The sequence below is a fragment of the Mycobacterium sp. E2989 genome (assembly GCF_001667595.1).
Lineage (GTDB): Bacteria > Actinomycetota > Actinomycetes > Mycobacteriales > Mycobacteriaceae > Mycobacterium.
On sequence record NZ_LZJX01000045.1, the window covers coordinates 27,083 to 51,327 of the forward strand.

24 protein-coding genes and 1 pseudogene are annotated in these 24,245 nt (G+C 68.4%); 7 read left to right on the top strand and 18 right to left on the bottom strand.

The genetic code is table 11. From position 1 onward, the window contains the following. The first annotated feature begins 40 nt into the window (after positions 1-40). Together A5680_RS09095 and A5680_RS09100 are read left to right on the top strand one after the other, a co-directional pair. Positions 41-643 carry a TetR/AcrR family transcriptional regulator gene (locus A5680_RS09095; protein ID WP_055403862.1) on the top strand — a complete coding sequence of 201 codons (603 nt, stop codon included), beginning with the start codon at positions 41-43 and terminating at the stop codon, positions 641-643. Continuing rightward, a complete protein-coding gene (locus tag A5680_RS09100; RefSeq protein WP_067818471.1) occupies positions 640-1,512 on the top strand; it encodes an SDR family NAD(P)-dependent oxidoreductase in 873 nt (290 codons plus the stop codon). Before A5680_RS09095 ends, A5680_RS09100 begins: the two co-directional genes overlap by 4 nt. On the opposite strand, the gene A5680_RS09105 is transcribed toward A5680_RS09100, so the two are convergent. Further along, a complete protein-coding gene (locus A5680_RS09105) occupies positions 1,509-2,897 on the bottom strand; it encodes a 13E12 repeat family protein (RefSeq protein ID WP_369827643.1) in 1,389 nt (462 codons plus the stop codon). The two genes, A5680_RS09100 and A5680_RS09105, sit on opposite strands and share 4 nt — an antisense overlap. A 145-nt stretch (positions 2,898-3,042) precedes the next feature. Between A5680_RS09105 and A5680_RS09110 the strand changes: the two genes are divergently transcribed. The 5 genes from A5680_RS09110 (at position 3,043) to A5680_RS09130 (ending at position 7,144) form a co-directional block, all read left to right on the top strand. After that, on the top strand, positions 3,043-3,984 hold the full coding sequence (locus A5680_RS09110; RefSeq protein ID WP_197499755.1) for a DUF4129 domain-containing protein: 942 nt from the start codon (positions 3,043-3,045) through the stop codon (positions 3,982-3,984). Beyond that, complete coding sequence (locus A5680_RS09115; RefSeq protein WP_067818480.1) at positions 3,981-4,463, top strand: hypothetical protein; 483 nt, start codon at positions 3,981-3,983, stop codon at positions 4,461-4,463. The genes A5680_RS09110 and A5680_RS09115 overlap by 4 nt, the downstream gene beginning before the upstream one ends. After that, complete coding sequence (locus A5680_RS09120; RefSeq protein WP_055403867.1) at positions 4,460-5,431, top strand: MoxR family ATPase; 972 nt, start codon at positions 4,460-4,462, stop codon at positions 5,429-5,431. The genes A5680_RS09115 and A5680_RS09120 overlap by 4 nt, the downstream gene beginning before the upstream one ends. Further along, entirely contained in the window at positions 5,428-6,687 is a 1,260-nt protein-coding gene (locus A5680_RS09125) for a DUF58 domain-containing protein (protein ID WP_055403868.1), read from the top strand. The genes A5680_RS09120 and A5680_RS09125 overlap by 4 nt, the downstream gene beginning before the upstream one ends. A gap of 64 nt (positions 6,688-6,751) precedes the next feature. Continuing rightward, positions 6,752-7,144: a hypothetical protein gene (locus A5680_RS09130; protein ID WP_231977602.1), complete on the top strand. Its 393-nt coding sequence runs from the start codon at positions 6,752-6,754 to the stop codon at positions 7,142-7,144. Between the two features lie 2 nt (positions 7,145-7,146). Here the strand turns inward: A5680_RS09130 and nuoN are convergent, their stop codons facing one another. From nuoN to A5680_RS09215, 17 genes and pseudogenes are all read right to left on the bottom strand, one after another. Further along, on the bottom strand, positions 7,147-8,736 hold the full coding sequence (nuoN, locus tag A5680_RS09135) for an NADH-quinone oxidoreductase subunit NuoN (RefSeq protein ID WP_067818486.1): 1,590 nt from the start codon (positions 8,734-8,736) through the stop codon (positions 7,147-7,149). Then, positions 8,736-10,316: an NADH-quinone oxidoreductase subunit M gene (locus A5680_RS09140; protein WP_197499757.1), complete on the bottom strand. Its 1,581-nt coding sequence runs from the start codon at positions 10,314-10,316 to the stop codon at positions 8,736-8,738. The genes nuoN and A5680_RS09140 overlap by 1 nt, the downstream gene beginning before the upstream one ends. Continuing rightward, positions 10,313-12,199, bottom strand: coding sequence for an NADH-quinone oxidoreductase subunit L (gene nuoL / locus A5680_RS09145; RefSeq protein ID WP_067818491.1), 1,887 nt, complete (start codon positions 12,197-12,199; stop codon positions 10,313-10,315). Before nuoL ends, A5680_RS09140 begins: the two co-directional genes overlap by 4 nt. A gap of 10 nt (positions 12,200-12,209) precedes the next feature. Then, positions 12,210-12,509, bottom strand: a complete 300-nt coding sequence (nuoK, locus tag A5680_RS09150) for an NADH-quinone oxidoreductase subunit NuoK (RefSeq protein WP_007168303.1) — start codon at positions 12,507-12,509, stop codon at positions 12,210-12,212. Next, positions 12,506-13,273: an NADH-quinone oxidoreductase subunit J gene (locus A5680_RS09155; protein ID WP_156349529.1), complete on the bottom strand. Its 768-nt coding sequence runs from the start codon at positions 13,271-13,273 to the stop codon at positions 12,506-12,508. The genes nuoK and A5680_RS09155 overlap by 4 nt, the downstream gene beginning before the upstream one ends. Positions 13,274-13,290: 17 nt before the next feature. Continuing rightward, positions 13,291-13,857 (bottom strand): annotated as a pseudogene (gene nuoI, locus A5680_RS09160) (NADH-quinone oxidoreductase subunit NuoI); the annotation flags it as partial. After that, on the bottom strand, positions 13,829-15,091 hold the full coding sequence (gene nuoH, locus A5680_RS09165; RefSeq protein WP_067818573.1) for an NADH-quinone oxidoreductase subunit NuoH: 1,263 nt from the start codon (positions 15,089-15,091) through the stop codon (positions 13,829-13,831). The pseudogene nuoI and the gene nuoH, both read right to left, overlap by 29 nt. A gap of 11 nt (positions 15,092-15,102) precedes the next feature. Beyond that, a complete protein-coding gene (locus A5680_RS09170) occupies positions 15,103-17,466 on the bottom strand; it encodes an NADH-quinone oxidoreductase subunit G (protein ID WP_156675045.1) in 2,364 nt (787 codons plus the stop codon). 79 nt (positions 17,467-17,545) lie between these two features. Then, positions 17,546-18,856 carry an NADH-quinone oxidoreductase subunit NuoF gene (gene nuoF, locus A5680_RS09175; protein ID WP_067818500.1) on the bottom strand — a complete coding sequence of 437 codons (1,311 nt, stop codon included), beginning with the start codon at positions 18,854-18,856 and terminating at the stop codon, positions 17,546-17,548. After that, entirely contained in the window at positions 18,853-19,608 is a 756-nt protein-coding gene (gene nuoE, locus A5680_RS09180; RefSeq protein ID WP_055402982.1) for an NADH-quinone oxidoreductase subunit NuoE, read from the bottom strand. The genes nuoF and nuoE overlap by 4 nt, the downstream gene beginning before the upstream one ends. Beyond that, positions 19,605-20,936, bottom strand: coding sequence for an NADH dehydrogenase (quinone) subunit D (gene nuoD, locus A5680_RS09185; protein ID WP_055402984.1), 1,332 nt, complete (start codon positions 20,934-20,936; stop codon positions 19,605-19,607). The genes nuoE and nuoD overlap by 4 nt, the downstream gene beginning before the upstream one ends. Continuing rightward, positions 20,936-21,661, bottom strand: coding sequence for an NADH-quinone oxidoreductase subunit C (locus A5680_RS09190; protein WP_055402986.1), 726 nt, complete (start codon positions 21,659-21,661; stop codon positions 20,936-20,938). The genes nuoD and A5680_RS09190 overlap by 1 nt, the downstream gene beginning before the upstream one ends. Continuing rightward, on the bottom strand, positions 21,658-22,212 hold the full coding sequence (locus A5680_RS09195; RefSeq protein ID WP_055402988.1) for an NADH-quinone oxidoreductase subunit B family protein: 555 nt from the start codon (positions 22,210-22,212) through the stop codon (positions 21,658-21,660). The genes A5680_RS09190 and A5680_RS09195 overlap by 4 nt, the downstream gene beginning before the upstream one ends. A 7-nt stretch (positions 22,213-22,219) precedes the next feature. Beyond that, positions 22,220-22,597 (bottom strand): NADH-quinone oxidoreductase subunit A, encoded by a 378-nt coding sequence (locus A5680_RS09200; RefSeq protein WP_055402991.1) that lies wholly within the window; start codon positions 22,595-22,597, stop codon positions 22,220-22,222. Between the two features lie 249 nt (positions 22,598-22,846). Continuing rightward, positions 22,847-23,260 (bottom strand): response regulator transcription factor, encoded by a 414-nt coding sequence (locus tag A5680_RS09205; RefSeq protein WP_055402993.1) that lies wholly within the window; start codon positions 23,258-23,260, stop codon positions 22,847-22,849. 30 nt (positions 23,261-23,290) lie between these two features. Further along, positions 23,291-23,827: a YceI family protein gene (locus tag A5680_RS09210; protein WP_067818576.1), complete on the bottom strand. Its 537-nt coding sequence runs from the start codon at positions 23,825-23,827 to the stop codon at positions 23,291-23,293. A 33-nt stretch (positions 23,828-23,860) separates the two neighbouring features. Beyond that, a complete protein-coding gene (locus A5680_RS09215; RefSeq protein ID WP_055402995.1) occupies positions 23,861-24,244 on the bottom strand; it encodes a nuclear transport factor 2 family protein in 384 nt (127 codons plus the stop codon). Between the last annotated feature and the right edge of the window lies 1 nt (position 24,245).

Genomic DNA, 24,245 nt, shown 5'->3' on the forward strand with positions numbered 1-24,245 from the left:
GAGACCTGGGCGCGGCAATTACGATACGGTAGGTAGCGTTATGAAAGCAGACCCGTCCGCCATTGACAAGGCCCCCGGTGCCGGCCGGCCGCGGGACCCCCGCATCGACTCGGCGATCCTATCGGCCACCGCGGAACTGCTTGTCCAAATGGGCTATTCGAATCTGAGTCTGGCGGCGGTCGCCGAGCGTGCGGGAACCACCAAGTCGGCGCTCTACCGGCGCTGGTCGAGCAAGGCGGAGCTGGTGCACGAGGCGGCCTTCCCGGTGGCGCCGACCGCCCTGGAGGCGCCGGCGGGGGATTTCGCCGCCGACGTCCGGATGATGATCGAGGCCACCCGCGACGTCTTCACCACGCCGGTCGTTCGCGCGGCCCTGCCCGGCCTGGTGGCCGACATGACGGCCGATCCGGCGCTGAACGCCCGCGTGATGTCCCGGTTCGCCGACCTGTTCGCGACGGTGCGGGTGCGGCTCAGCGACGCCGTCGACCGGGGCGAAGCGCATCCCGACGTGGATCCGGACCGGTTGATCGAGCTGATCGGAGGCGCCACGATGCTGCGCATGCTGCTGCGACCGGAGGACGACCTCGACGACGCGTGGGTGGAGCAGACCACCGCCATCGTCGTGCACGGGGTGACGCGATGACCGGCCGCCTGGTGGGGCGGGCCGCTATCGTCACCGGCGCCAGTCGCGGGCTGGGGCGGGCCACCGCGCTGGCCCTGGCGGCCGAGGGCGCCGCCGTGGCGGTGGCCGGGCGCACCGAGCAGGTGTGGGATGAGCGGCTGCCGGGCACCATCGGCGAGACGGTGGCCGACATCGAGGCGGCCGGCGGACAAGCGATCGCGGTCCGTGCCGACCTGACCGACCGTGACGACGTCGCGCGGTTGGTCGACACGGCGCGAGATGCCCTGGGGCCCATCACGATTCTGGTGAACAACGCGGCCTTCACCGCGCCCGGCCGCCCCCCGACGCCGGGCGCCGAACCGCGCGCCAAGCCCGCCACGCCGCCGGCCGCCGCCGGCAAGCCCGGCTGGCGCGGATTCCTCAGCATCCCACTGGCCGCGTACCGCCGGCATTTCGACATCGCGGTGTTCGCCGCCTACGAACTGATGCAACTGGTGTGCCCCGACATGATCGAAGCGGGCAACGGGTCGATCATCAACGTCACCTCGGTCGCGTCGCGACTGCCGGGTGACGGGCCGTATCCGGACCGCGGCGGCGGGGTCCTGCCCGGCTATGGCGGATCCAAGGCGGCGCTGGAACATCTGACCCAGTGCGCGGCGTACGATCTCGCCGATCACCGGATCGCGGTGAATGCCCTGTCGCCGTCGAAACCCATCCTCACTCCGGGGCTGGCCTACTACGCCCGTGATTTCGACGATACCGCCGCGGCCGACGAATTCGCCCGGGCCGCAGTCGAATTGACACTGGTCGACCCCGGGAAGGTCACGGGGCGCACGATCGGCCATCTGCAGGTCCTCGACGGTAGTTTTCGGCCCTTCCAGCTCGACTAGAGGCCTTTTTCGCCCTGACCTTCGGGTGGATCGGGATCACCGCGGAGGAGTTCGTCCGGATGATGAGCGTGGTTGATCTCGGGCGACCCGTCGCTATCCGTCCAGCCGAGCCGCCCGTCGTCGGCGACCTCGGTGCGCCATTCGCCCCGGCTCGCCGCGGCGTGGTCGGCACCGCAGGCGAAGAACAGTTTGTCCGCATCGGTTTGGCCACCGTCCGCCCAGCCCGGGCAATGGTGCACCTCGCAGTGGTAGCCGGGTTCGAGGCAGTTGGGCCGCGTGCAACCGCGGTCGCGGGCGTAGCAGATGAGCCTCTGGTCGGCGGTGGCGAGGCGTTTCTGGCGGCCCAGATACAGCGGCCGGCCCGTGTGCTCGTCGAACACCGCCAAGTAGTGAATTCCCTTGGCCGCCATCCGGATCAGGTCCGCCATGGGCAGCCTCGAATCACCGCCCGTTCGGGCAGGCGGCGGCACGGGGACCGATGAGTCGGCGACCGCGTGCGCGGCGCGGTCGAGTTCGGCCAGCGTGGTCGTGACGACCACCGTGACGGGGTGGCCTCGGTGCGTCCCGAGCCGGCCGGAGGAGACGGCCGTTTCGAGGCCCCATTTCAACGCGTCGTGGCAGCGTTGGGCCGGTGTGCGTCGATCGCGGGACTCCGGGTCGTCGCCGGCGCCGTCGGGTTCGTGGCGGCCGGGCCGCACGGCCGCTTCGACGGCTTCGAAGTAGGCGCGGGTCTCGGGGTCGAGCAGGCCGGACAGCCGTGACATGCCGTCGGGACCCTGTGGGCCCAGGTGCAATCGGCGGCGCCGGGCCCGGTCTTCATCGTTGAAGAGGCCGTCGGGATTGAGGTGGTCGGCGATCCGCCGGCCGAGCTTGGCGACGACCCCGGCGTCGAGTTTGGCCGCATGCTGCACCAGAGCGCGCTCGGCGTCCGCCCGATCCAAGGGCGACACGCAGGAGGGCAGAACATCCACGGACGCGCATACCGCCCGGATGTGGTCCTCGCCGACCGCACCCGCCGCCACCGCTGCCGCGAGCGCCGGTAGCTCCGGGGGCGCGGGCGGACCGGTGAGCGAGCGCCGCGGCCGGATCCGGGCCGCGAGCCGGAAGCGGCGGGTGATCTCGTTGGGCGTGATGCGCAGCCGCGCCCACAGCTTGTCGCGTACTCCCGGGACGAACCCGCCACCGTCGGGCGGGTCGGCGATTTCCGCGAAATACCGGTACATCAGCCCACGGTTGGTGCGTTCCTGGGTCTCGAGCCGTTCGGCGACCCCGAGCCGAAAGTCGTTGCCGACCACGTCCGATGAGGTCTGCCGCAGCACGTCGTGGGCCGCGTCGATCGCGTCGAGAGCGGCGTCGATCCGCTCCCGTGCCTGCTCGGCGCTCATGCTGAAACCCACACCCCGACATTATCGAACACAAGTTCGAAAGTGGCCGCGTCGATCCGGATTTGTGGATGAACCGTGGACTGTGGATAACGCCTCGTCTGACGTGCCAGGATGAGACAAAGCCAACCGTTCGAGTGGTGGGCCAATGCCTGGTATGGACAAGCCGACGGGGCGGGTCGTCGCCCTGATCGTGCTGCTGCTCGTCGTCTCCGCCGCCCTGCGCGGTTACCTGCCCGCCGCCCACCACGCCGAGCGGCGGGAGTCCGAAAGCAGCCAGGCGGCGCTGATTGCGGTGGTGGCAATTCTCGGCCTGGCACTCGCGCTCGTGGCGGTCGCGGTCATCGCGAGGCTGCGCGACCCCCGCGCGGCCGCACCGCAGGCCGGGCAGCTGTCCGAGATGCTGGGCACCGGCCGGGGGCGGCCAAGCTGGCGCGTGGTGCTGATCGGGCTGGCCGTCATCGTCGCCTGGCTGCTGATCGTGCTGGTGGTGTCCCGCCTGCTGACCACCCACAACGTCGGTCAGGCCCCTCCGCCGTCGGGAACCGGTACCGCGCCGGCGGACCCCGTCAACGCCCCGGCGTCGCCGCGGCCACACCGGCCGAACGGGGACATGTTCGGCATCCTGCTCGCCGCCACCGTCCCGATGATGTTGATCATCGTCACCGGGGCGCTCGTCATGTCCCGGCGACGGTCGCACGCGGCGACGCCGGTCGCGGTCGCCGCCGCCCCCGTCGAACCCGCGGCGCGGCCCAACGAATCGCTGGCGCGGGCGGCCGAACGCGGGCTCGCCGAGATGACGGACCTCAGCCGCGAACCGCGCGAGGCGATCATCGCCTGTTACGCGGCGATGGAACGCGAGCTCGCCAATGTGCCCGGGGCCGCCCCGCAGGAATTCGACACCCCGACCGAGGTGCTCGCCCGCGCGGTCGAACACCATGCGCTGCACGTCGATAACGCCGTGCAGTTGGTGAACCTGTTCGCCGAGGCGCGGTTCAGCCCGCACGTGATGAACGAGGGCCACCGCGACCTCGCCGTGCGCGTTCTTCAATTGGTCCTCGACGAACTGGGCTCACGGAGTCCGGTATGAAAAGAACCCTGGCCCTTGGTGTATGCCTCATCGTCGGGATCGAGCTGCTGGCGCTGACACAGCACGATCGCGGGCTGGTGCTCGCCGCCTCGGGTGGCGCGCTGGCTCTGGTGTTGCTCACCGTTCGTCGCGTCCTCGGGCGCGGAATGCTTCCCGAGGCCGAAGCCGACCCCGACGATCTCGGGGATTCGTTGCGCCGCTGGCTTTCCAACACCGAGACGACGATCCGGTGGGCGGAGTCCACCCGGGTGGACTGGGACCGGCACCTGCGCCCGATGCTTGCGCGCCGATACGAGATGACCACCGGCCAACGGCGGTCCAAGGACCCGGTGGCCTATCAGGCCAGCGGCCAAATGCTGTTCGGGACCGAGCTGTGGGAATGGGTCAATCCGAACAACGTCGCACCGACCGGTGACCGACGCCCCGGTCCCGGCCGTGCGACGCTGGAAGAGATTCTGCGAAAGTTGGAACAGGTATGACGTTGCCGGCGGCGACAACCACAGCGCACTGCGAGGCGGTGCTCGACGAGATCGAGCGCGTGGTGGTGGGCAAGCGTTCCGCGCTCACCCTGATCCTCACCGCGGTGCTGGCGCGCGGCCACGTGCTGATCGAAGACCTGCCCGGCCTGGGCAAAACCCTGATCGCCCGGTCGTTCGCCGCCGCGCTGGGCCTGCAGTTCACCCGCGTGCAGTTCACCCCGGACCTGCTTCCCGCGGACCTGCTCGGCTCGACGATCTACGACATGCAGTCGGGCCGGTTCGCCTTCCGCTCCGGGCCCATCTTCACCAACCTGTTGCTGGCCGACGAGATCAACCGCACGCCGCCCAAGACGCAGGCGGCGCTGCTCGAGGCGATGGCCGAAGGCCAAGTCAGCATCGACGGCGAAACACACCAGCTGCCAAGGCCTTTCATCGTGCTCGCGACGGACAACCCGATCGAGTACGAGGGCACCTATCCGCTGCCGGAGGCGCAGCTGGATCGATTCGCGATCCGCCTGGAACTGCGCTACCTCTCCGAACGCGACGAGACCGCGATGCTGCGCCGCCGGCTCGAGCGCGGCTCGAACGAGCCGACCGTCAATCAAGTGGTGGATGCGCAGGACCTGCTCGCGATGCGCGAGTCGGTGGAGCAGGTGACCGTGCACGAAGACGTTTTGCACTACGTGGTTTCGCTGGCCAACGCCACCCGGCACCATCCGCAGGTGGCAGTGGGCGCGAGTCCACGCGCCGAGCTGGACCTGGTCCAACTCGCCCGCGCCCGTGCGCTTTTGCTCGGCCGCGATTACGTGATTCCCGAAGACGTCAAGGCCCTCGCCATCCCGGCGGTGGCGCACCGGATCACCCTGCGCCCGGAGATGTGGGTGCGCAAAATCCAGGGCGCCGACGTCGTCGGGGAGCTGCTGCGGCGGTTGCCGGTGCCCCGCACGGGGCACGGGGACCCTGGATGAGTGCAGGGGCAGCGGTCGAGTTCCGCTGGCGCGCATCGCAGTTGACGCGGGCGGTCGCGACCTGCGCGGGGTTGGCGCTCGCGGCAGCCGTGATCGGCGGGCGGTGGGAGCTGATCGCCTTCGCGGCGCCACTGCTCGGCGTGCTGTGCTCGATCAGCTGGCAGCGACCCGTCCCGACGGTCCGCGTACACGGCGACCCCGATTCGCAGCGGTGCTTCGAGAACGACCGGGCCCGGGTGAAGATCTGGGCGACCGAGGACGGCGAGGCCGCCGCGGTGGAGGTGACGGTCCCGGCCGTGGGGGGAATGCAGGTCGAAGTCCTCGACGCGGATTCCCGCGACGCGAAAACCGTTGCGGCGACGGCACAACGCTGGGGCCGCTACTTCGTGCGGGCCCAGGTCGACGCGGTCGCGCGCGGCGGGCTGCTGTCGGGGACGGCCACCGTCGACGCCGCCGAAGTCATCGTGTTTCCGTTGACTCCGCCGCAGTCGACGCCCATCCCGCAAACCGAACTGCTCGACCGCCTGGGCGCCCACCTCACCCGCCATATCGGCCCGGGCGTCGAATACGCCGACATTCGCGCCTACGTCCCCGGCGACCAACTGCGGGCGGTGAATTGGCCCGTGAGCGCGCGCCGCGGCCAATTGCACGTCACGCAGCGGCTGACCGACCGCGCCGCGGACGTGGTGGTGCTGATCGACACCTATCGGCAACCGGCGGGCCCGGCCACCGAGGCCACCGAGCGCGTGGTGCGCGGCGCGGCGCAAGTGGTGCAGACCGCCCTGCGGCACGGCGACCGCGCCGGGGTCGTCGCCCTCGGCGGGAACCGACCGCGCTGGCTGGGCGCGGACATCGGGCAGCGCCAGTTCTACCGGGTGCTCGACACCGTGCTCGGCGCCGGCGATCGGTTCGAAAACACCACCGGCACTTTGGCTCCGCGCGCGGCCGTGCCCGCGGGCGCGATCGTCATCGCGTTCTCCACATTGCTCGACACCGAATTCGCGCTCGCGCTGATCGACCTGCGCAGGCGCGGCCACGTCGTCGTCGCCGTCGACATCCTCGACAGGTCCCCGTTCGAGGCCCAACAGGATCCCCTGGTGAACCGGATGTGGACGCTGCAGCGCTCGGCCATGTATCGCGACATGGCCACCGTGGGCGTCGACATCGTGTCGTGGGAGGGTGACAGCGGATTGGAGCAGTCGATGGGTGTGCTGCCGGATCGCCGCCGGCGGGTGCGGGGGCGGCTCCGTGGCTAGCGAAGGCGCGGGTACGGTGCCGCGGCTGTGGGCCCCGGTGTTCTCGATCGCCTTCGGCTTGCTGATGGTGGGCCTGGCCGCCGACGGTTCACACGGGTTGGCGGTGACCGCTTGGGCGGCCGCCCTTTTCGCGGTGGCCGCCGGAACGGTATTTCGCCCCGCGGCAACGCTTGCGGTGCTGCTGGCGGTGGTCACCGTCATCTTGTCCGAACCGCCGCCGATGTTCGTCGCGCTGTCCGGATTGTGCGCCGCCGCCTACCTGGTCTGCCGCCACGCGGCCGGCCCGGCGGCCGGTGCGGTCATGGGCAGCTGGCCCACGGCCGTTGGGGCGGTTGGCTTTACGCTCGCGGGGCTGGCTGCGACGTCGTTTCCGCTACAGCTGCCGTGGCTGCCGTTGGCCGCGCCGCTCGCGGCCCTCGGTGTCTACGTGCTGGCCGTGCGGCCGTTTCTGAGCTGAGGTCAGTGCAACAGCTGGGCGGCCTGGTCGGCCAGGTCCAGTAGCGGCTGCGGGAAGATGCCCAACGCCACGGTGATCGCGGCGCACACCGCGATCGCGGCCTTGCTCAAAATCCCCGGCGCCACCACGTGCGGGGTGTCCTCGGTCGCCTCGGTGAAGAACATCGACACGATCACTCGCACATAGAAGTAGGCGGCGATCCCACTGGCGACCACACCGACGATCACCAGCGGCACCGCGCCGCCCTGGGCGGCTGCCTTGAACACGGCGAGCTTACTGACGAAGCCGCTCGTCAGCGGGATGCCGGCGAACGCCAGCAGGAACATCGAAAACATCACGCCCACAATGGGTGAGCGCTGCCCAAGTCCCGCCCAGTGCGACAGTGTGGCGTCCTCGACGCCGTCGGCGTCGCGGATCAGGCTGACGATGGCGAACGCGCCGACGGTGCTGAAGCTGTAGGCGAGCAGGTAGAACAGCGTCGACGAGAGGCCCGCCTGGTTGTCGGCGATGACGCCGGTGAGGATGAACCCGACATGGGCGACCGACGAATAGGCCAGCATGCGTTTGACGTCGGTCTGGTTCACCGCGGTGATGGTGCCCACCGCCATGGTCAGAATGGAGATGGTCCACAGCACCGGCCGCCACTGCTCGTGCAGCGGCGGCAGCGCGACGTAGACCACCCGCAGCAGCGCGCCGAAGGCCGCGACCTTGGTGGCCGCCGCCATGAAACCGGTGATGGGGGTGGGGGCGCCCTGATACACGTCCGGAATCCACGAATGGAACGGAACCGCACCCACTTTGAACAGCAGGCCCACCGACAGCAGCGCGACGCCGACCAACGCCATCGAGGTGTCGCCGTGCGCCGCCAGCGCATCCCGGATGCCGGTCAGCAGCAGCGTGCCGGTCGCGCCGTACAGCAACGCCACGCCGTACAGGAAGAACGCGGACGAGAATGCGCCCAGCAGGAAGTACTTCATGGCCGCCTCCTGCGACAGCAGGCGCCGGTGCCGGGCCAGGCCGCACATCAGGTACAGGGGCAGCGAAAGAACCTCGAGCGCAACGAACATCGTCAACAGGTCGTTGGACGCCGGGAACACCATCATGCCGCCGACCGACAGCATCGCCAGGGGGAACAGCTCCGTCTGCGCGGCCCCGGCCCGCTGTGCGTCGCGCTCGGCGTCGCTGCCGGGAACCGCGGAAGCCTGCGGGGTGAAGGAATCCAGCCCGCCCGACCCGGCGGCCCCTACCCCCGCGGTGACCTTGCTGTCCGCCTTGGCCTGCGCGCGTTCGGCGATGAAGATCACCGCCAGCACCGCGACCAGCAGCACGGTGCCCTGCAGGTACAGCGTCGGCCGGTCGATCGCCATCGCGCCCAGCACCGTCGCCCGGCCGGAGGCCGGAATCGACTCGGCCACCTCAACGGTCGCCACGATCGCGGCGATCAAACCGGCCAGGGCGAGCGTCACCTGGGCGCCGTAACGAATCCGTCTGGGCAGGAACGCCTCCGCGAGGATGCCGACCACGGCGACGCCGAACACGATCAGCGTCGGGCACAGCAGGAAGTACTCGATGCTGGGGGTGGGGAGGGTCATTATCGCGGTCCTTCGGCTGTCCGGGGTACGCGGTTGACTGCCGGCACGCTCGGCGCGGGGTCGTGCTGACCGATGGTGGTCATGGTGTTCTCGACGGCGGGGTTGATGATGTCCAGGACCGGCTTGGGGTAGATCCCGAGCACGAACAACAGCGCGATCAACGGTGCGACCACGACCAATTCGCGTGCCCGCAGGTCACCGATCTTCTCGTTGCCGACGGCCACCGGTCCGGTCATCATGCGCTGGTAGAGCCACAGCATGTAGATGGCCGACAGCACCAGCGCGGTGACACCGAACGCGGCGGCGAGCCAGTAACGATTGAAAGTGCCCAGCAGCACCAGGAATTCGCTGACGAATGGCGCCAGGCCGGGCAGCGACAACGTCGCCATGGCCGAGACGAGGAACGTGCCCGCCAACACCGGGGCCACCTTCTGCACGCCGCCGTAATCGGCGATCTGCCGGCTGCCGTGCCGGGCTATCAGGAATCCCGCGATCAGGAACACCGCCGCCGTGGACAGGCCGTGGTTGAGCATGTACAGCGTCGACCCGCTCTGCCCCTGGCTCGTCATCACGAAGATGCCCAGGATGATGAACCCGAAGTGGGAGATGGAGGTGTAGGCGATCAGGCGCATGACGTCGGTCTGCCCGATCGCGACGATGGCGCCGTAGATGACCCCGATGACGGCCAGCACGATGATCAGGGGGCGGAAATACGTTGAAGCGCCGGGGAAGAGCTGCAGGCAGTAGCGCAGCATGCCGAAGGTGCCGACCTTGTCCATCACCGCCATCATCAACACCGCGGTCGCCGGGGTGGCCTCCACCGCGGCGTCGGGCAGCCAGCGGTGAAACGGCCACAGCGGCGCCTTGATCGCGAACGCGAACATGAAGCCCAAGAACAGCGCCTTGAACACCGCGGAGTCGGCGCCGTAGCGGCCGGAGGCGACGCCGGCCACGATCTCGCGGAAGTCGAAGGTGCCCGAACCGTGCTGCGCGGTCACCACGTACAGCCCGATCACCGCGGCCAGCATGATCAGCCCACCGAACAGGTTGTACAGCAGGAACTTCACCGCCGCGCGGGACCGGTCCGGGCCACCGCCGAAGCCGCCGATCAGGAAGTACATCGGGATGAGCATGGCCTCGAAGAACACGTAGAACAGCAGCACGTCGAGCGCGACCACCGAGATCAACACCATCGACTCGATGGCCAGTGTCAGGGCAACGTAGGCGTGCACGCCGCGATGGCTGCGTTCGCCGCCATCACCGTCGCTCCAACCCGCCACCTGCAGCACCGGGATCAGCACCGCGGTGAGCAGCACCAGCACCACGGCGATGCCGTCCACGCCCAGGGAGTAAGTGGCACCGAACGCCGGTATCCAGGAATGACTTTCGACGAATTGGTAAGTGCTGCCGCCGGACTTGAAGCCCAGCGTGACGACGATCGCCACCGCCAGCGTCAGAACGCCGAACACGAGGCCGGTCCACTTGGCCAGCCGGCGCAGCCCGGGCGGCAGCAGGATGACGAGCACCGAGCCGGCCAGCGGCACCAGCCACAGAATGCTCAGCCAGGGAAGGGTTTTCACCACAGTTTCACCGCCAGGATCAGCGCGACCACCAGGACCGCGCCCGTCAGCATCGACAATGCGTAGTTGCGGGCGAAGCCGGTTTGCAGCCCCCGCAGGCGATTCGAAGTCCGACCGACCAGCGCGGCCAGCGCGTTGACCGAGCCGTCCACCCCGGCGTTGTCGACGTCGACCAGCGCCTGGGTCAGCTCGGCCCCGGGGCGCATGAAGACTTCCTCGTTGAACGCGTCGCCGTAGAAGTCCCTGCGCGCGGCCGTGGTGACCGGCGACACCGCAAGCGGGGCGACGCGGGGGATTTCGGCGTTGGCGTACAACCGGTAGGCCACCGCGATGCCGACCGCGACGACGCCCAGCGCCACGGCGGTGCTGACCCAGGCCGGGAACGCGTGGGTCACCTCTTCGTGTTTGCCGACGACCGGTTCGAGCCAGCGCGCCAAGGTGCCCCGCCAGGCCAGCAGTCCACCGGAGAACACCGAGCCGACGGCGAGCAGGATCATCGGCCAGGTCATCAGGCCGGGCGCCTCGTGGGGATGTGTGCCGGGGCCCCAACGCTTTTTGCCGAAGAAGGTCATCAGCATCACGCGCGTCATGTAGAACGCGGTGACGCCCGCGCCCAGCAGGGCGGCCCCGCCGAGGACGTAGCCGCGGGCGTCGCCGGCGCCCAGTGCCGCCTCGATGATGGCGTCCTTGGAGAAGAAGCCTGCGAACGGGGGCACGCCGATGATCGCCAGATAGCCAAGGCCGAAGGTGGCGAAGGTGACCGGCAGGGCGGCGCGCAGGCCGCCGTAGCGGCGCATGTCCTGCTCTTCGTGCATGGCGTGGATCACCGCGCCGGAGCCGAGGAATAGGCCGGCCTTGAAGAAGCCGTGGGTGAGCAGGTGCATGATCGCGAACGCGTAGCCGGCCGGGCCCAGGCCGGCGGCCAGCACCATGTATCCGATCTGACTCATAGTGGACGCCGCCAGCGCGCGCTTGATGTCGTCCTTGGCGCAGCCGATGAACGCTCCGAGCAGCAACGTGACGGCGCCGACCACCACCACCGCCGTTTGCGCATCGGGCGCCAGGTTGTAGAGCGGGTTGGACCGCACGATCAGGTAGACGCCGGCCGTCACCATGGTGGCGGCGTGGATCAGCGCCGACACCGGGGTGGGGCCCTCCATGGCGTCACCCAGCCAGGCCTGCAGCGGAACCTGCGCGGACTTGGCGCACGCGCCCAGCAGCAGCAGCAACCCCATCGCCGTCAGGGCGCCGCGCCCGGCGGCGGGCGCCCCGGCGAACACCCCGGCATACGACAGCGTGCCGAACGTGCTGAACATCAAGAACATTCCGAGCGCGAGCCCGGCGTCCCCGACGCGGTTCATCACGAACGCCTTCTTGGCCGCCGTGGCCGCCGTCGGCTTGTGGTACCAGAACCCGATCAGCAGGTAGGAGGCCAGGCCCACGCCCTCCCAGCCGACGTAGAGCACCACGTAGTTGTCGGCGACCACCAGCAGCAGCATCGAGGCCAGGAACAGGTTGAGGTAGCCGAAAAACCTGCGCCGGTCCGGGTCTTCGGCCATGTAGGCGACCGAATAGATGTGGATCAGCGATCCGACCCCGGAGATCAGCAGGACGAAACACACCGACAGCTGGTCGATCTGCATGCCGAGGTCCACTTGCAGTTGGCCCACCGGGATCCAGCTGAACACCGTCTGGTGGATGACCCGGTCCTCGGCGGCGCGGCCGAGCAGCTCGTTCAGCAGGTCCAGGCCCACGCCGAACGCCGCCAGCGCGGTGGCGCAGCCGAGCCAGTGCCCCCACGGGTCGGTGCGTCGTCCGCCGAACAACAGGATCGCGGCACCCGCCAGCGGCAGCGCCACCAGCAGCCAGGTGTAGTGAGTCATGTTGGCGCTGTCAGCCTTTGAGTAGGTTCGCGTCGTCGACCGACGCCGATTTGCGGGCACGGAAAATCGTCATGATGATGGCCAGACCGACGACGACCTCGCAGGCGGCCACCACCATCGTGAAGAACGCGATCATCTGCCCGTCCAGGTGGCCGTGCATCCGCGCGAACGTGACGAACGCCAGGTTCACCGCGTTCAGCATCAGCTCGACGCACATGAACATCACGATGGCGTTGCGCCGCAACAGCACACCCGAGGCCCCGATCGTGAACAGCAGGGCCGAAAGGTACAGGTAATTGGCCGGATTCACGACGCACCGCCTTTAATCGCCTGACGCGAGGGGGTCTCCTTGCCGTCGGCGCCGCGGCTGCGCAGGATCGGCGACACCGAAAGCTCCGAGTACGACCCGTCGGGCAGCAGCGCGGCCACGTCGACGGCGTTGTGCCGCGCATAGACACCGGGGCTGGGCATCGGGGTTGGGTGCCCACCGGGCTGGAACCGCTCCTGGGAGAGCTCCCGCTGCGTCTTGCGGCGCTCGAAACGCTCGCGGTGCGCCAGCACCATCGCCCCGACGGCCGCGGTGATCAGCAGCGCGCTGGTGAGCTCGAAGGCCCACACGTACCGGGAGAAGATCAGGGCGGCAAGCCCTTCCACGTTGCCGTTGGCGTTGGCAGTGGTCAGCCCGGCGAAGCCACCGGTCGCGCCGGTGCCGATCGCGGCGATCAGCAGAACGCCGAACCCGACGCCGGCCAACACCGCGGCGACGCGCTGACCGCGCAGCGTCTCCTTCAGGGATTCCGCCGAGTCCACGCCGATCAGCATCAGCACGAACAAGAACAGCATCATCACCGCGCCCGTGTAGACCACGACCTGGACGACGCCGAGAAACAGCGCGTCCTGGATCATGTAGAAGACCGCGAGGATGATCATCGTCATCGCCAGGAACATCGCCGAGTACACGGCGTTGACCGCCAGCACCACCCCGATCGCGCCGATCAGCGCGAGCGCGCCCAGCACCCAGAACGCGACCGCCTCACCGGTGGAGGTGCGGACGATGGTGTCGGCCGCCAACAGCTGGCCCGTCAATCCGGTCACCGGGACTCTCCGGCGTTCTCGATCTGCCGCAGGCCGTCGGCGGTCACGTTGCCCTGGTAATAGTCCTTGTCGGTGGCGCCGGGCGCCCGGGGATGCGGCGGCGCGGTCATCTCCGGCAGCAACGGGGCCAGCAATCGGTCCTTTTCGTAGATCAGGTCGGCTCGGTTGTCGTCGGCCATCTCGTAGTCGTTGGTCATCGTCAGCGCCCGGGTGGGGCAGGCCTCGATGCACAGGCCGCAGCCGATGCACCGCAGGTAGTTGATCTGGTAGACCCGCCCGTAGCGCTCCCCGGGCGAATACCTCAACTCCTCGGTGTTGTCCGCACCCTCGACGTAGATGGCGTCGGCCGGGCACGCCCACGCGCACAACTCGCACCCGATGCATTTCTCCAGACCGTCCGGGTAGCGGTTGAGCTGGTGGCGGCCGTGATAGCGCGGCGCGACGGGGCCCGGCTTCTCCGGGTATTCCTCGGTGACGTTCTTCTTGAACATCGACCCGAACGTCACGCCGAACCCGGCGACAGCGTCCAAAAACTTAGCCACGTGCGTTCTCCTTGCTCGCGGCCGCCAAAGACTTCATCGGCAGCGGCGGTGTCGGGAATACCGGAGTGGAGCCCTGTCCGGCCGGAAGTTGTTTGGCCTCGCGGCGCAGCTGCCGCTCCAGCGCGCGAATGCCGGGCGTGCTGAAGGGTTTTCGCAGCAACAGCACCAGCACGGTGGCGAATACGAGGCTGCTGACCACCAGCAGCGGCGTCCAGTGCGCGTACCCCTGGTTCTGCAGCGTGCGGATCACCGCGGCGATCAACACCCAGACCAGCGAGGCCGGGATCAGCAGCTTCCAGCCCAGCCCCATGAACTGGTCGTAGCGCAACCGGGGCAGCGAGGCGCGCAACCAGAAGTAGATGAACAGGAAGGTCCACATCTTGGTGGTGAACCACAGCACGGGCCACCACCCGGTGTTGGCGCCGTCCCACATGTTGATCGGCCACGGCGCATGCCAGCCGCCGAAGAACAGGACGGTGGCCAGCGAGGAAACCGTCATCATGTTGACGTACTCGGCCAGCATGAACATCGCGAACTTCAGCGACGAGTACTCGGTGTGGAAGCCCGCGACCAGCTCACCCTCCGCCTCGGGCAAATCGAATGGCGCCCTGTTGGTTTCGCCGACCATGGAGATCAGGTAGATCACGAACGACGGCAGCAGCAGGAAGACGAACCAGACCCGGTCCTGCGCGGCGACGATCTGCGACGTCGACATGGTGCCGGCGTAGAGGAAAACCGCCGCGAACGACAGCCCCATCGCCACCTCGTAGGAGATGACCTGGGCGGTGGAGCGCACCCCGCCGAGCAGCGGGTAGGTGGACCCGGATGCCCAGCCGCCCAGCACGATCCCGTACACCCCGATCGCCGACAGCCCCAGGATGAACAGCACCGCGACCGGCAGGTCGGTCAGCTGGAGCGGTGTGCGGTGGCCGAACACGGACACCACCGGGCCGAACGGGATGAACGCGAAGGCGGTGAACGCGGGGATGGTGGAGATGACCGGCGCCGCGAAGTAGACGAACTTGTCGACGCCGCCCGGGGTGATGGTTTCCTTGAGCGCCAACTTGATTCCGTCGGCCAGGCTCTGCAGGGCACCCCACGGTCCCGCCCGGTTGGGCCCGGGGCGCAGCTGCATCCAGCCCAGGATCTTGCGCTCGAGCAGGATCGCGACCAGCACGTTGAGCATGAGGAACACGAAGATGGCCAGCGCCTTGCCCAGCACCAGCCACCAGGTGTCGTGCCCGAAGGCGGTCAGCGAGGTCGACGTCATGAGCCCACTCCGATTTTCACTGTGCTGCCCACGGTTACGCCCAACTGCCGGTGGACGGCGCACCCCGGTGAGTTCAGCGGAAGCCAGACCACCCGGTCGGGCATGTCGGTGATCACCAGCGGCAGGCTGATCGACCCGCGTGGCGTGCTGATGGTGACCGCGTCACCGTCGCCGGCGCCGATTTCGGCGGCGGTGTCGGCCGACAACCGCGCCGCGGGTTTGCGTGCGGTCCCGGCGAGATGCGGTTCGCCGTCCTGCAATCGGCCGTTGTCCAGCAGCATGCGCCAACCGGTCAGCACGGCTTCGCCGGCGCCGGGCTGCGCGGGCTGCGGGGCCGCGACGTCGCTCCCGGCGGCCCACTTGCCGTCCCAGCTGCCCAGCGCGGACAGTTCCGCGCGGGCCGCGTCCGCGGTCGACAGCCCCAGATAGACGCCCATCTCGTCGGCCAGCGCGTCGAGCACCTGGTGGTCGGATTGGCCGGCTTGCGCGATGGTGCCGCGCAGGGCCGGGGCGAACGGGCGGTAGCGGCCCTCCCAGTTGACGAAGGCGCCGGCCTTCTGCGTCGTCGGGGCGACCGGGAACACCACGTCGGCGCGCTCGGTGACGGCGCTGCGCCGCAGCTCCAGGCTGACGACGAACCCCGCGGCGTCGAGCGCGGCCAGGACGGCTTCGGGGTCGGCGAAGTCGTCGGGTTCGACACCGCCGACCAGCAGGGCGCCCAGCGTCCCATCGGAGGCCGCCGCCAGGATGCCGTTCACGTCACGCCCTGCGGCCGAAGGTAATTCGGAAACGTGCCACGCCGCCGCGATCTGGGCGCGGGCGGTCTCGTCGTCAAGCGGCCGGCCACCGGGCAGCAGGGCGGGTAGCGCGCCGGCCTCCAGCGCGCCGCGCTCCCCGGCGCGGCGCGGCACCCACGCCAGCCGGGCCCCGGTGGCGTCGGCGAGCCGGGCCGCGGCGGACAACCCGCCGGGCACCGTGGCCAGGCGTTCCCCGACCATGATGACCGCGCCGGCGGTGGACAGCAGTTCGCCGACCTCGCCGGTGGCCAGCCCATCCAGCGCGGCCGCTTCGGTCCCCGGAACGGTTTTGATGAGCCGACCGGACATCTTGACCAGCGCCCGGGTGGCGAAGGGCGCCACCGCGTACACCGGCAGCCCGTGCTTGCGGGCGGCCTTGCGCAGTCGCAGGAACACGATCGGCGACTCGTCCTCGGGCTCGAACCCAACGAGCACCACCACCGGCGCCGATTCGAGATCGGAGTAGCTGACGTCACGACGGCCGGCGATCCGCGCCGCCAGGAAGTCGGCCTCCTCGGCCGAGTTCGGCCGGGCACGGAAGTCGATGTCGTTGCTGTCCAAGACGATTCGCGCGAACTTGGAGTAGGCGTAGGCGTCTTCCAGGGTGGCCCGCCCGCCGACCAGCACACCGGTGCGCCCGCGAGCCTCGTCCAGGCCCCGGATCGCCGTCGCCATCGCGTGCGACCACGACGCGGGCACCAGGGAGCCGTCGGCGTCGCGGATCAGGGGAGTGGTGATCACGTCCGGCTGCGTCGCGTAGGTGAACGCCCACCGGCCCTTGTCGCAGTTCCACTCCTCGTTGACCTCGGGGTCGTCACCGGCCAGGCGGCGCAACACCTTGCCGCGGCGATGGTCGGTGCGCTGGGCGCACCCGGAGGCGCAGTGCTCGCACACGCTGGGGCTGGACACCAGGTCGAAGGGGCGGGCCCGGAAGCGGTAGGCGGTCCCGGTCAGCGCGCCCACCGGGCAGATCTGGACCGTGTTGCCCGAAAAATAGGAATCGAAAGGCTCGTTAGCGTAGATGCCGACCTGTTGCAGGGCGCCGCGCTCCTGCATGTCGATGAAGATGTCACCGGCGATCTGCTCGGAGAACCGCGTGCAGCGGGCACACAGGATGCAGCGCTCGCGGTCGAGCAGCACCTGGGCGGAGATGTTGATCGGTTTGGCGAAGGTGCGCTTGACGTCGGTGAAGCGAGAATCCGCGCGGCCGTTGGACATCGCCTGGTTCTGCAGCGGGCACTCGCCGCCCTTGTCGCACATCGGGCAGTCCAGCGGATGGTTGATGAGCAACAGCTCCATCACGCCGTGCTGGGCCTTGTCGGCGGCCTCCGACGTGAGCTGCGTGCGGACCACCATGTCGTCGGTGGCGACGGTGGTGCACGACGCCATTGGCTTGCGCTGCCCCTCCACCTCGACCAGGCACTGCCGGCACGCGCCGACCGGCTCGAGCAGCGGGTGGTCGCAGAACCGCGGGATCTGGATGCCGATCAACTCGGCGGCGCGAATCACCAATGTGCCCTTGGGCACGCTGATTTCGTTGCCGTCGATGGTCAGCGTGACCATTTCCGGCGGACGTGCCCCTTCCTTCTCGGGGCCGTCCTTGGGGTCACCGGTTTCGGTTTTGGCGGCACTAGTCAAAGTGTCAAGCCTTTCCGTTCAGCATGGAGTCTCGGGGGTCGAACGGGCATCCACCGCCCTCGACGTGGGCGACGTACTCGTCGCGAAAGTACTTGATCGAACTCATCACCGGGCTGGCGGCGCCATCACCCAAGGCGCAGAACGACTTTCCGAGGATGGTGTCGGAGATGTCGAGCAGCTTGTCGATGTCCTCGTCGGTGCCCTTACCGGTTTCCAGCCGTTCGTAGATTTGGTCCAGCCAGAAGGTGCCCTCGCGGCACGGGGTGCACTTGCCGCACGACTCGTGCTTGTAGAAGTACGTCCAGCGCTGCACGGCGCGCACCACGCAGGTGGTCTCGTCGAAGATCTCCAGCGCCTTGGTGCCCAGCATCGAGCCGGCGGCACCGACGCCCTCGTAATCCAGCGGCACGTCCAGATGTTCCTCGGTGAGCAGCGGCGTCGAGGACCCGCCCGGGGTCCAGAACTTCAGACGATGCCCGGCGCGGACCCCGCCCGCGTAGTCGAGCAATTCGCGCAGCGTGATGCCGAGCGGGGCCTCGTATTGACCGGGGCGGGTGACATGGCCGGACAGCGAATACAGCGTGAAGCCGGGCGATTTCTCGCTGCCCATCGATCGGAACCATTCGACGCCGTTGAGAATGATCGGCGGCACGCTGGCGATCGTCTCGACGTTGTTGATCACCGTGGGGCAACCGTAAAGCCCGGCCACGGCGGGGAACGGTGGCCGCAGCCGGGGCTGGCCGCGCCGGCCCTCCAGACCCTCCAGCAGCGCGGTTTCCTCGCCGCAGATGTAGGCGCCCGCACCGGCGTGCACCACCAGCTCCAGGTCGTAGCCGGATCCTTCGATGTCGCGGCCCAGATAGCCGGCGGCGTAAGCCTCGGCGACCGCGTTCTGCAGCCGGCGTATTACCGGCACCACTTCGCCGCGCACGTAGATGAAGGCATGGCTGGCCCGGATCGCGTAGGAGGCGATGATGGCGCCCTCCACCAACAGGTGGGGCGTCGCCAGCATCAGCGGAATGTCTTTGCACGTACCGGGTTCGGATTCGTCCGCGTTGACCACCAGGTAGTGCGGCTTGGCGGCCGGGCCGGTGTCGCCCTGCGGGATGAAAGACCACTTGGTTCCGGTCGAGAAGCCGGCGCCGCCGCGACCGCGCAGACCCGAGTCCTTCACGGCCCCGATCACCGCGTCGGGGTCCATCTTCAGGGCCTTCTTCAGCGCCTGGTAACCGTCGTGGCGCTGGTAGGTCTCCAGCGTGAACGACTTCGGGTCGTCCCAGTAGGCGCTGATGACCGGGGTCAGCGGGGTGGTCATGACTCGCCTCCGGGAGCCGGCGGGGCTTCCATGCCCTTCTCCTTCGCCACCTGCAGCCCGGCCAAAGTGGCTGCGCCGGCGCCGCCCTGGCCCTGGTCGGGGCGCTCGTCGGGCAGGCCGGCCAGGATGCGCGAGGTTTCGCGGAACTTGCACAGCGCACCGCGGGTGGGAGCCTTGGGATTTCCGGACCGCAGCGAGTCGACGAGTTCGCGTGCCGACTCGCACGTCTGGTTGTCGTAGAACTCCCAGTTGACCATCACCACCGGGGCGAAGTCGCACGCCGCGTTGCATTCGATGTGCTGCAACGTGACCGAGCCGTCGTCGGTGGTCTCATCATTGCCGATGCCGAGATGTTCTTTGAGCGCGTCGAATACCGCGTCGCCGCCCATGACCGCGCACAGCGTGTTGGTGCAGACGCCGACCAGGTAATCACCGGTGGGGCCGCGCCGGTACATGGTGTAGAAACTCGCCACCGCCGACACCTCGGCCCCGGTCAGTCCCAACTGCTCCCCGCAGAACTCCAGGCCCGCCGGGGTGAGGTAGGAATCCTCGGCCTGCACCAGGTGCAGCAGCGGCAGCAGCGCCGAGCGCTTGTTGGGGTAGCGGCCGATGATCTCCTTGGCGTCGACCTCGAGGCGCGCCCGCACCTCGGGCGAATACGACTGCGGCGCACCCTCGGTGACGAACGCGTTGGGCTCCTCGGGCGGGGGTCCGAGCCGGATGAAGACCGGCTGTCCCTGCGGGCCGGTCACCGGTCCACCCCGCCCATGACCGGGTCGATGCTGGCGACCGCGGTGATCAGGTCGGCCACCATGCCGCCCTCGCACATCGCCGCGACCGACTGCAGGTTGGTGAACGAGGGGTCCCGGTAGTGCACCCGGTAGGGCCGGGTGCCGCCGTCGCTCACCATGTGCACGCCCAGCTCGCCGCGCGGCGATTCCACCGCGGTGTACACCTGGCCCGCCGGCACCCTGATGCCCTCGGTGACCAATTTGAAGTGGTGAATCAACGCCTCCATCGAGCCGCCCATGATCTTGGCGATGTGCTCGGGTGAGTTACCCATGCCGTCGGGGCCCACCTTCAGGTCGGCCGGCCAGGCGATCTTGCGGTCCTCGATCATGGTCGGACCCGGCTTCAACTTGTCCAGACACTGCTCGACGATCTTGATCGACTCCCACATCTCGTTGACGCGAATCATGTAGCGGCCGTAAGCATCACACGTGTCGGCGGTCATCACGTCGAATTCGTAGTTTTCATATCCGCAGTAGGGCTCGCTCTTGCGCAGGTCGTGCGGCAAGCCGGTGGCGCGCAGGATCGGCCCGGTGATGCCCAGCGCCATGCAACCGGTCAGATCCAGGTAGCCGACGTCGCAGGTGCGGGCTTTCCAGATGGCGTTTTCGTTGAGCAGGCCGCCCATTTCGCGCAGCACCTGGCGCAGCGGCTTGAGGGCTTCGGCGATGTCGGACTCCGCGCCCGGCGGCAGGTCCTGCGCGACGCCGCCCGGCCGGATGTAGGCGCTGTTCATTCGCAGCCCGGAGATCTTCTCGAACAGGGTCAGGACGATCTCGCGGCCTCGGAAACCGACGAACATCGGGGTCATGGCGCCCAGCTCCATGCCGCCGGTGGCCAGCGCCACCAGATGCGAGGAGATCCGGTTGAGCTCCATCATCATCACCCGGATGACGTTGACCCGCTCCGGGATCTGATCGGTGATGCCGAGCAGCTTCTCCACGCCCAGGCAGTAGGCGGTCTCGTTGAAAAACGGTGAGAGGTAATCCATTCGGGTCACGAATGTGACGCCCTGCGTCCAGTACCGGTATTCCAGGTTCTTTTCGATCCCGGTGTGCAGGTAGCCGATTCCGCATCGGACGTCGGTGATCGTCTCGCCCTCGATCTCGAGGATCAGCCGCAACACCCCGTGGGTGGACGGGTGTTGGGGCCCCATGTTGACGACGATCCGTTCGCCGGGGTCCGCGTTGCGGGCGGCCTCGACGATCTGGTCCCAGTCCTGGCCGCCGGCGACCAAGACGGTCTCCGGGCTTTCCGCGCCGCCGCTGGTCGAATCGGTGATTGTGCTCATCAGTTGTACGCTCTCCGCTCGTCGGGCGGGGGTATCTGCGCTCCCTTGTATTCCACCGGGATGCCGCCGAGGGGGTAGTCCTTGCGTTGCGGGTGGCCATGCCAGTCGTCGGGCATCTCGATCCGGGTCAGCGACGGATGCCCGTCGAAGATGATGCCGAAGAAGTCGTAGGTTTCCCGCTCGTGCCAGTCGGTGGTCGGGTAGATGCCGAACAGCGAGGGGATGTGCGGATCACCGTCCGGCACAGCCACTTCCAGGCGGACGCGGCGATTGTGCGTGATCGACTGCAGCGGATACACGGCGTGCAGTTCGCGGCCCGTCTCGTGCGGGTAGTGCACCCCGCTCACGCCCAGGCACATCTCGAAACGCAGGCCGGGCTCGTCGCGAAGGCGCTGGGCCACCCGGGGCAGGGCGTCCCGGCGCACGTGCAGGGTCAGCTCGTCGCGGTACACCACGACCTTTTCCAACGCGTCGGACAATTCGACGTCGGCGCTTTTCAGGGCCTCGGCCAGCTTGTCGACCACGTCGTCGAAGTAGCCCCCGTATGGGCGGGGCGAGCTGCCGGGTAGCACGACCTCCCGGACCAGCCGTCCGTACCCGGTGGTGTCACCGCTACCGGAGATGCCGAACATGCCGCGGCGTACGCCGATCACTTCGCCGTCGGCCCGGGGCGGGCCCCCGCCTTCGGTTGCCGCTTCCTTGGGGTCGTGGTCCGGCGAGCTCATCGCAGCAGCCCGCGCATCTCGATCGTGGGCCGGGCGGCCAGCGCCGCCTGCTCGGCTTCCGCGATGGCTTCTTCGCGGTTGACGCCCAGCGGCATCTGTTGAATCTTCTCGTGCAGCTTGAGGATTGCGTGCAGCAGCATCTCGGGCCGCGGCGGGCATCCGGGCAGGTAGATGTCCACCGGGACCACGTGATCCACGCCCTGCACGATCGCGTAGTTGTTGAACATCCCGCCCGACGACGCGCACACGCCCATGGCCAGCACCCACTTCGGCTCGCCCATCTGGTCGTAGATCTGGCGCAGCACCGGCGCCATCTTCTGGCTCACCCGGCCGGCCACGATCATCAGGTCGGCTTGCCGCGGCGTCGCCGAGAACCGCTCCATGCCGAACCGCGCGATGTCGAATCTCGGTCCTGCGGTTGCCATCATCTCGATGGCGCAGCACGCCAACCCGAATGTCGCCGGCCACAACGAGTTCTTGCGGACGTAACCGGCCACCTTCTCGACCGTCGACAGCAGAATCCCACCGGGCAGCTGTTCCTCGAGACCCACGTCTACCTCAATCCCACGTCAGGCCGCCGCGGCGCCACACATAGGCGTACGCCACGAAAACCGTGAGCATGAACACCACCATCTCGACCAACGCGAACGTTCCCAGCGCGTCGTAACTGACCGCCCAGGGATACAAGAACACGATTTCGATGTCGAAGACGATAAACAGCATTGCGGTCAGGTAATACTTCACCGGGAACCGCTGTCCGCTCGCCGCGTGCGGGCCGCTGACCGGGCTTTCGGTCGGCTCGATCCCGCACTCGTAGGCCGCCATCTTCGACTTGTTGTATCGCGACGGTCCGGCGATGCTCGCGATCGCGACCGATCCCACGGCGAAGGCCGCCGCTATCGCTCCGAGAACCAGGATGGGTATGTAGACGTTCAACTCGCTCCAAGATCTCCTCGTACGGGTCGCCGTGCGGCGGCCGGGCGGGGGGCCGGGCTGCTGTGACGTACGCGGGCTGCGGGGCGCCACAGTGACCTCCACAACATAGCGTCGTGAAGGCAGGTGTGCTTTGTCGGGGTGGGGGTATCCGTCAGAGTTTTGTGTCGTAGCAACCCGGCGGTTGGCCGCCGTGCACCGGCACCTTCGTCCGCGAGGCGCGACCCGGTGCTGTTACCGCAGGTGAAGGCGCTAGCGGGTGGGGGTGCGGAGCAGTCCCAGCACCGTGCGGCCGAGCACGATGGGGTCGATCGGGTGCGGCACGGCGGCTTCGGCCCGCGACCAGTTCGCCAGCCAGGCGTCGTCCGCGCGGCCGGTCAGCACCACGAGGGGCGGGCACGTCGCGAGTTCGTCCTTGAGTTGTTTGGCGATTCCCATGCCGCCGGTGGGCGTGGCCTCGCCGTCCAGAATGGCCAAGTCGATGCCGCCCTCGTCCATCTGGCGCACCACCATCGGGGCCGTCGCCACCTCGAGGTAGGTCAGCTCCGGCAAATCCGGATGCAGGTGCTTGCCCAGGGCCCGGATCACCTGTTCGCGGGTGTTGGCGTTGTCGCTGTAGACCAGGATCCGCAGGGCAACGCTGGATTCGGGGCTGGAATCGGGCACGGTCCAGATGGTACTGGTGCCGCACCGGCTTTACTGGGCAGCCCGCACGAAGACCAGTTCCGCGGCCGCCTTGGCCGTCGAACCCATCATGGAAAGCCGGTTCCAGCCCAGGTCGAACCTGTTGCGGTCGACGTCGGTCTCCCCGGCGACCCGGATCGATCCGTCGTCGAGCTCGGTGATGGTGGCGGAGACCGGCAGCGGCTCGGTGATGCCTTTGATGGTGAACGCGGCCCGCACATCCGCCGCCTTGCCTTTGGTCGGCCGCACCGCGGTGACGACGACGTTGATCTCGCCGTAGCGCTCGACGTCGAAGAAGTCGGCGGAGCGCAGGTGCTTGTCGCGCCGCCCGATGCCGGTGTCGATCGAGGCCGCGCGGATGTCGATGCGCCCGAAAACGGCTCCCGCGCCCGTCAGTTGGCCGTCGCCGCTGAACTCGGTGAACCGGCCCTTGACGTTGACCAGGCCCCACATGTTTCTGATCTTGAAGGTGATGGCCGAGCGGTCCGGGACGAGGTTCCAGACGCCGGCCACGTCGGGATCGTTCAGCAGTATTTCCAGAGTTGTCATCTCCCACCCCATCTCTCGAGGGGAATCTAACCGCTATTGCATCAGCGGCGCGATCTCTGCGGGGTCGAAATACTCGTCGATCCGGGCGAGCCGACCGTCATCGCCGACCCTGATCACGATGCAGACCCGCATCGAGATCGATTGGCCGGCATGGCCGGTGGCGTGCAGGACGTGCTGCTGGACGAAGCCGCCCTCGAAGAAGCGCCGGTCCAGGATTTCATAGCGGCGTTCGGTGGTCGCGTTGATGAACCAGTCGATGACCCGCAACGCGCGGGCCTTATCGTCGTCGCGGCGCGCGCCCACCCGCCAGACCGCGATGTCGTCGCTCCACATCGCCTCGACCGCCGCGAAGTCACCCTTTTCGATGGCCGCGAACAACCGGTCGGCCGCGTCGGCGACGGTTTCCGCACTCGTCATG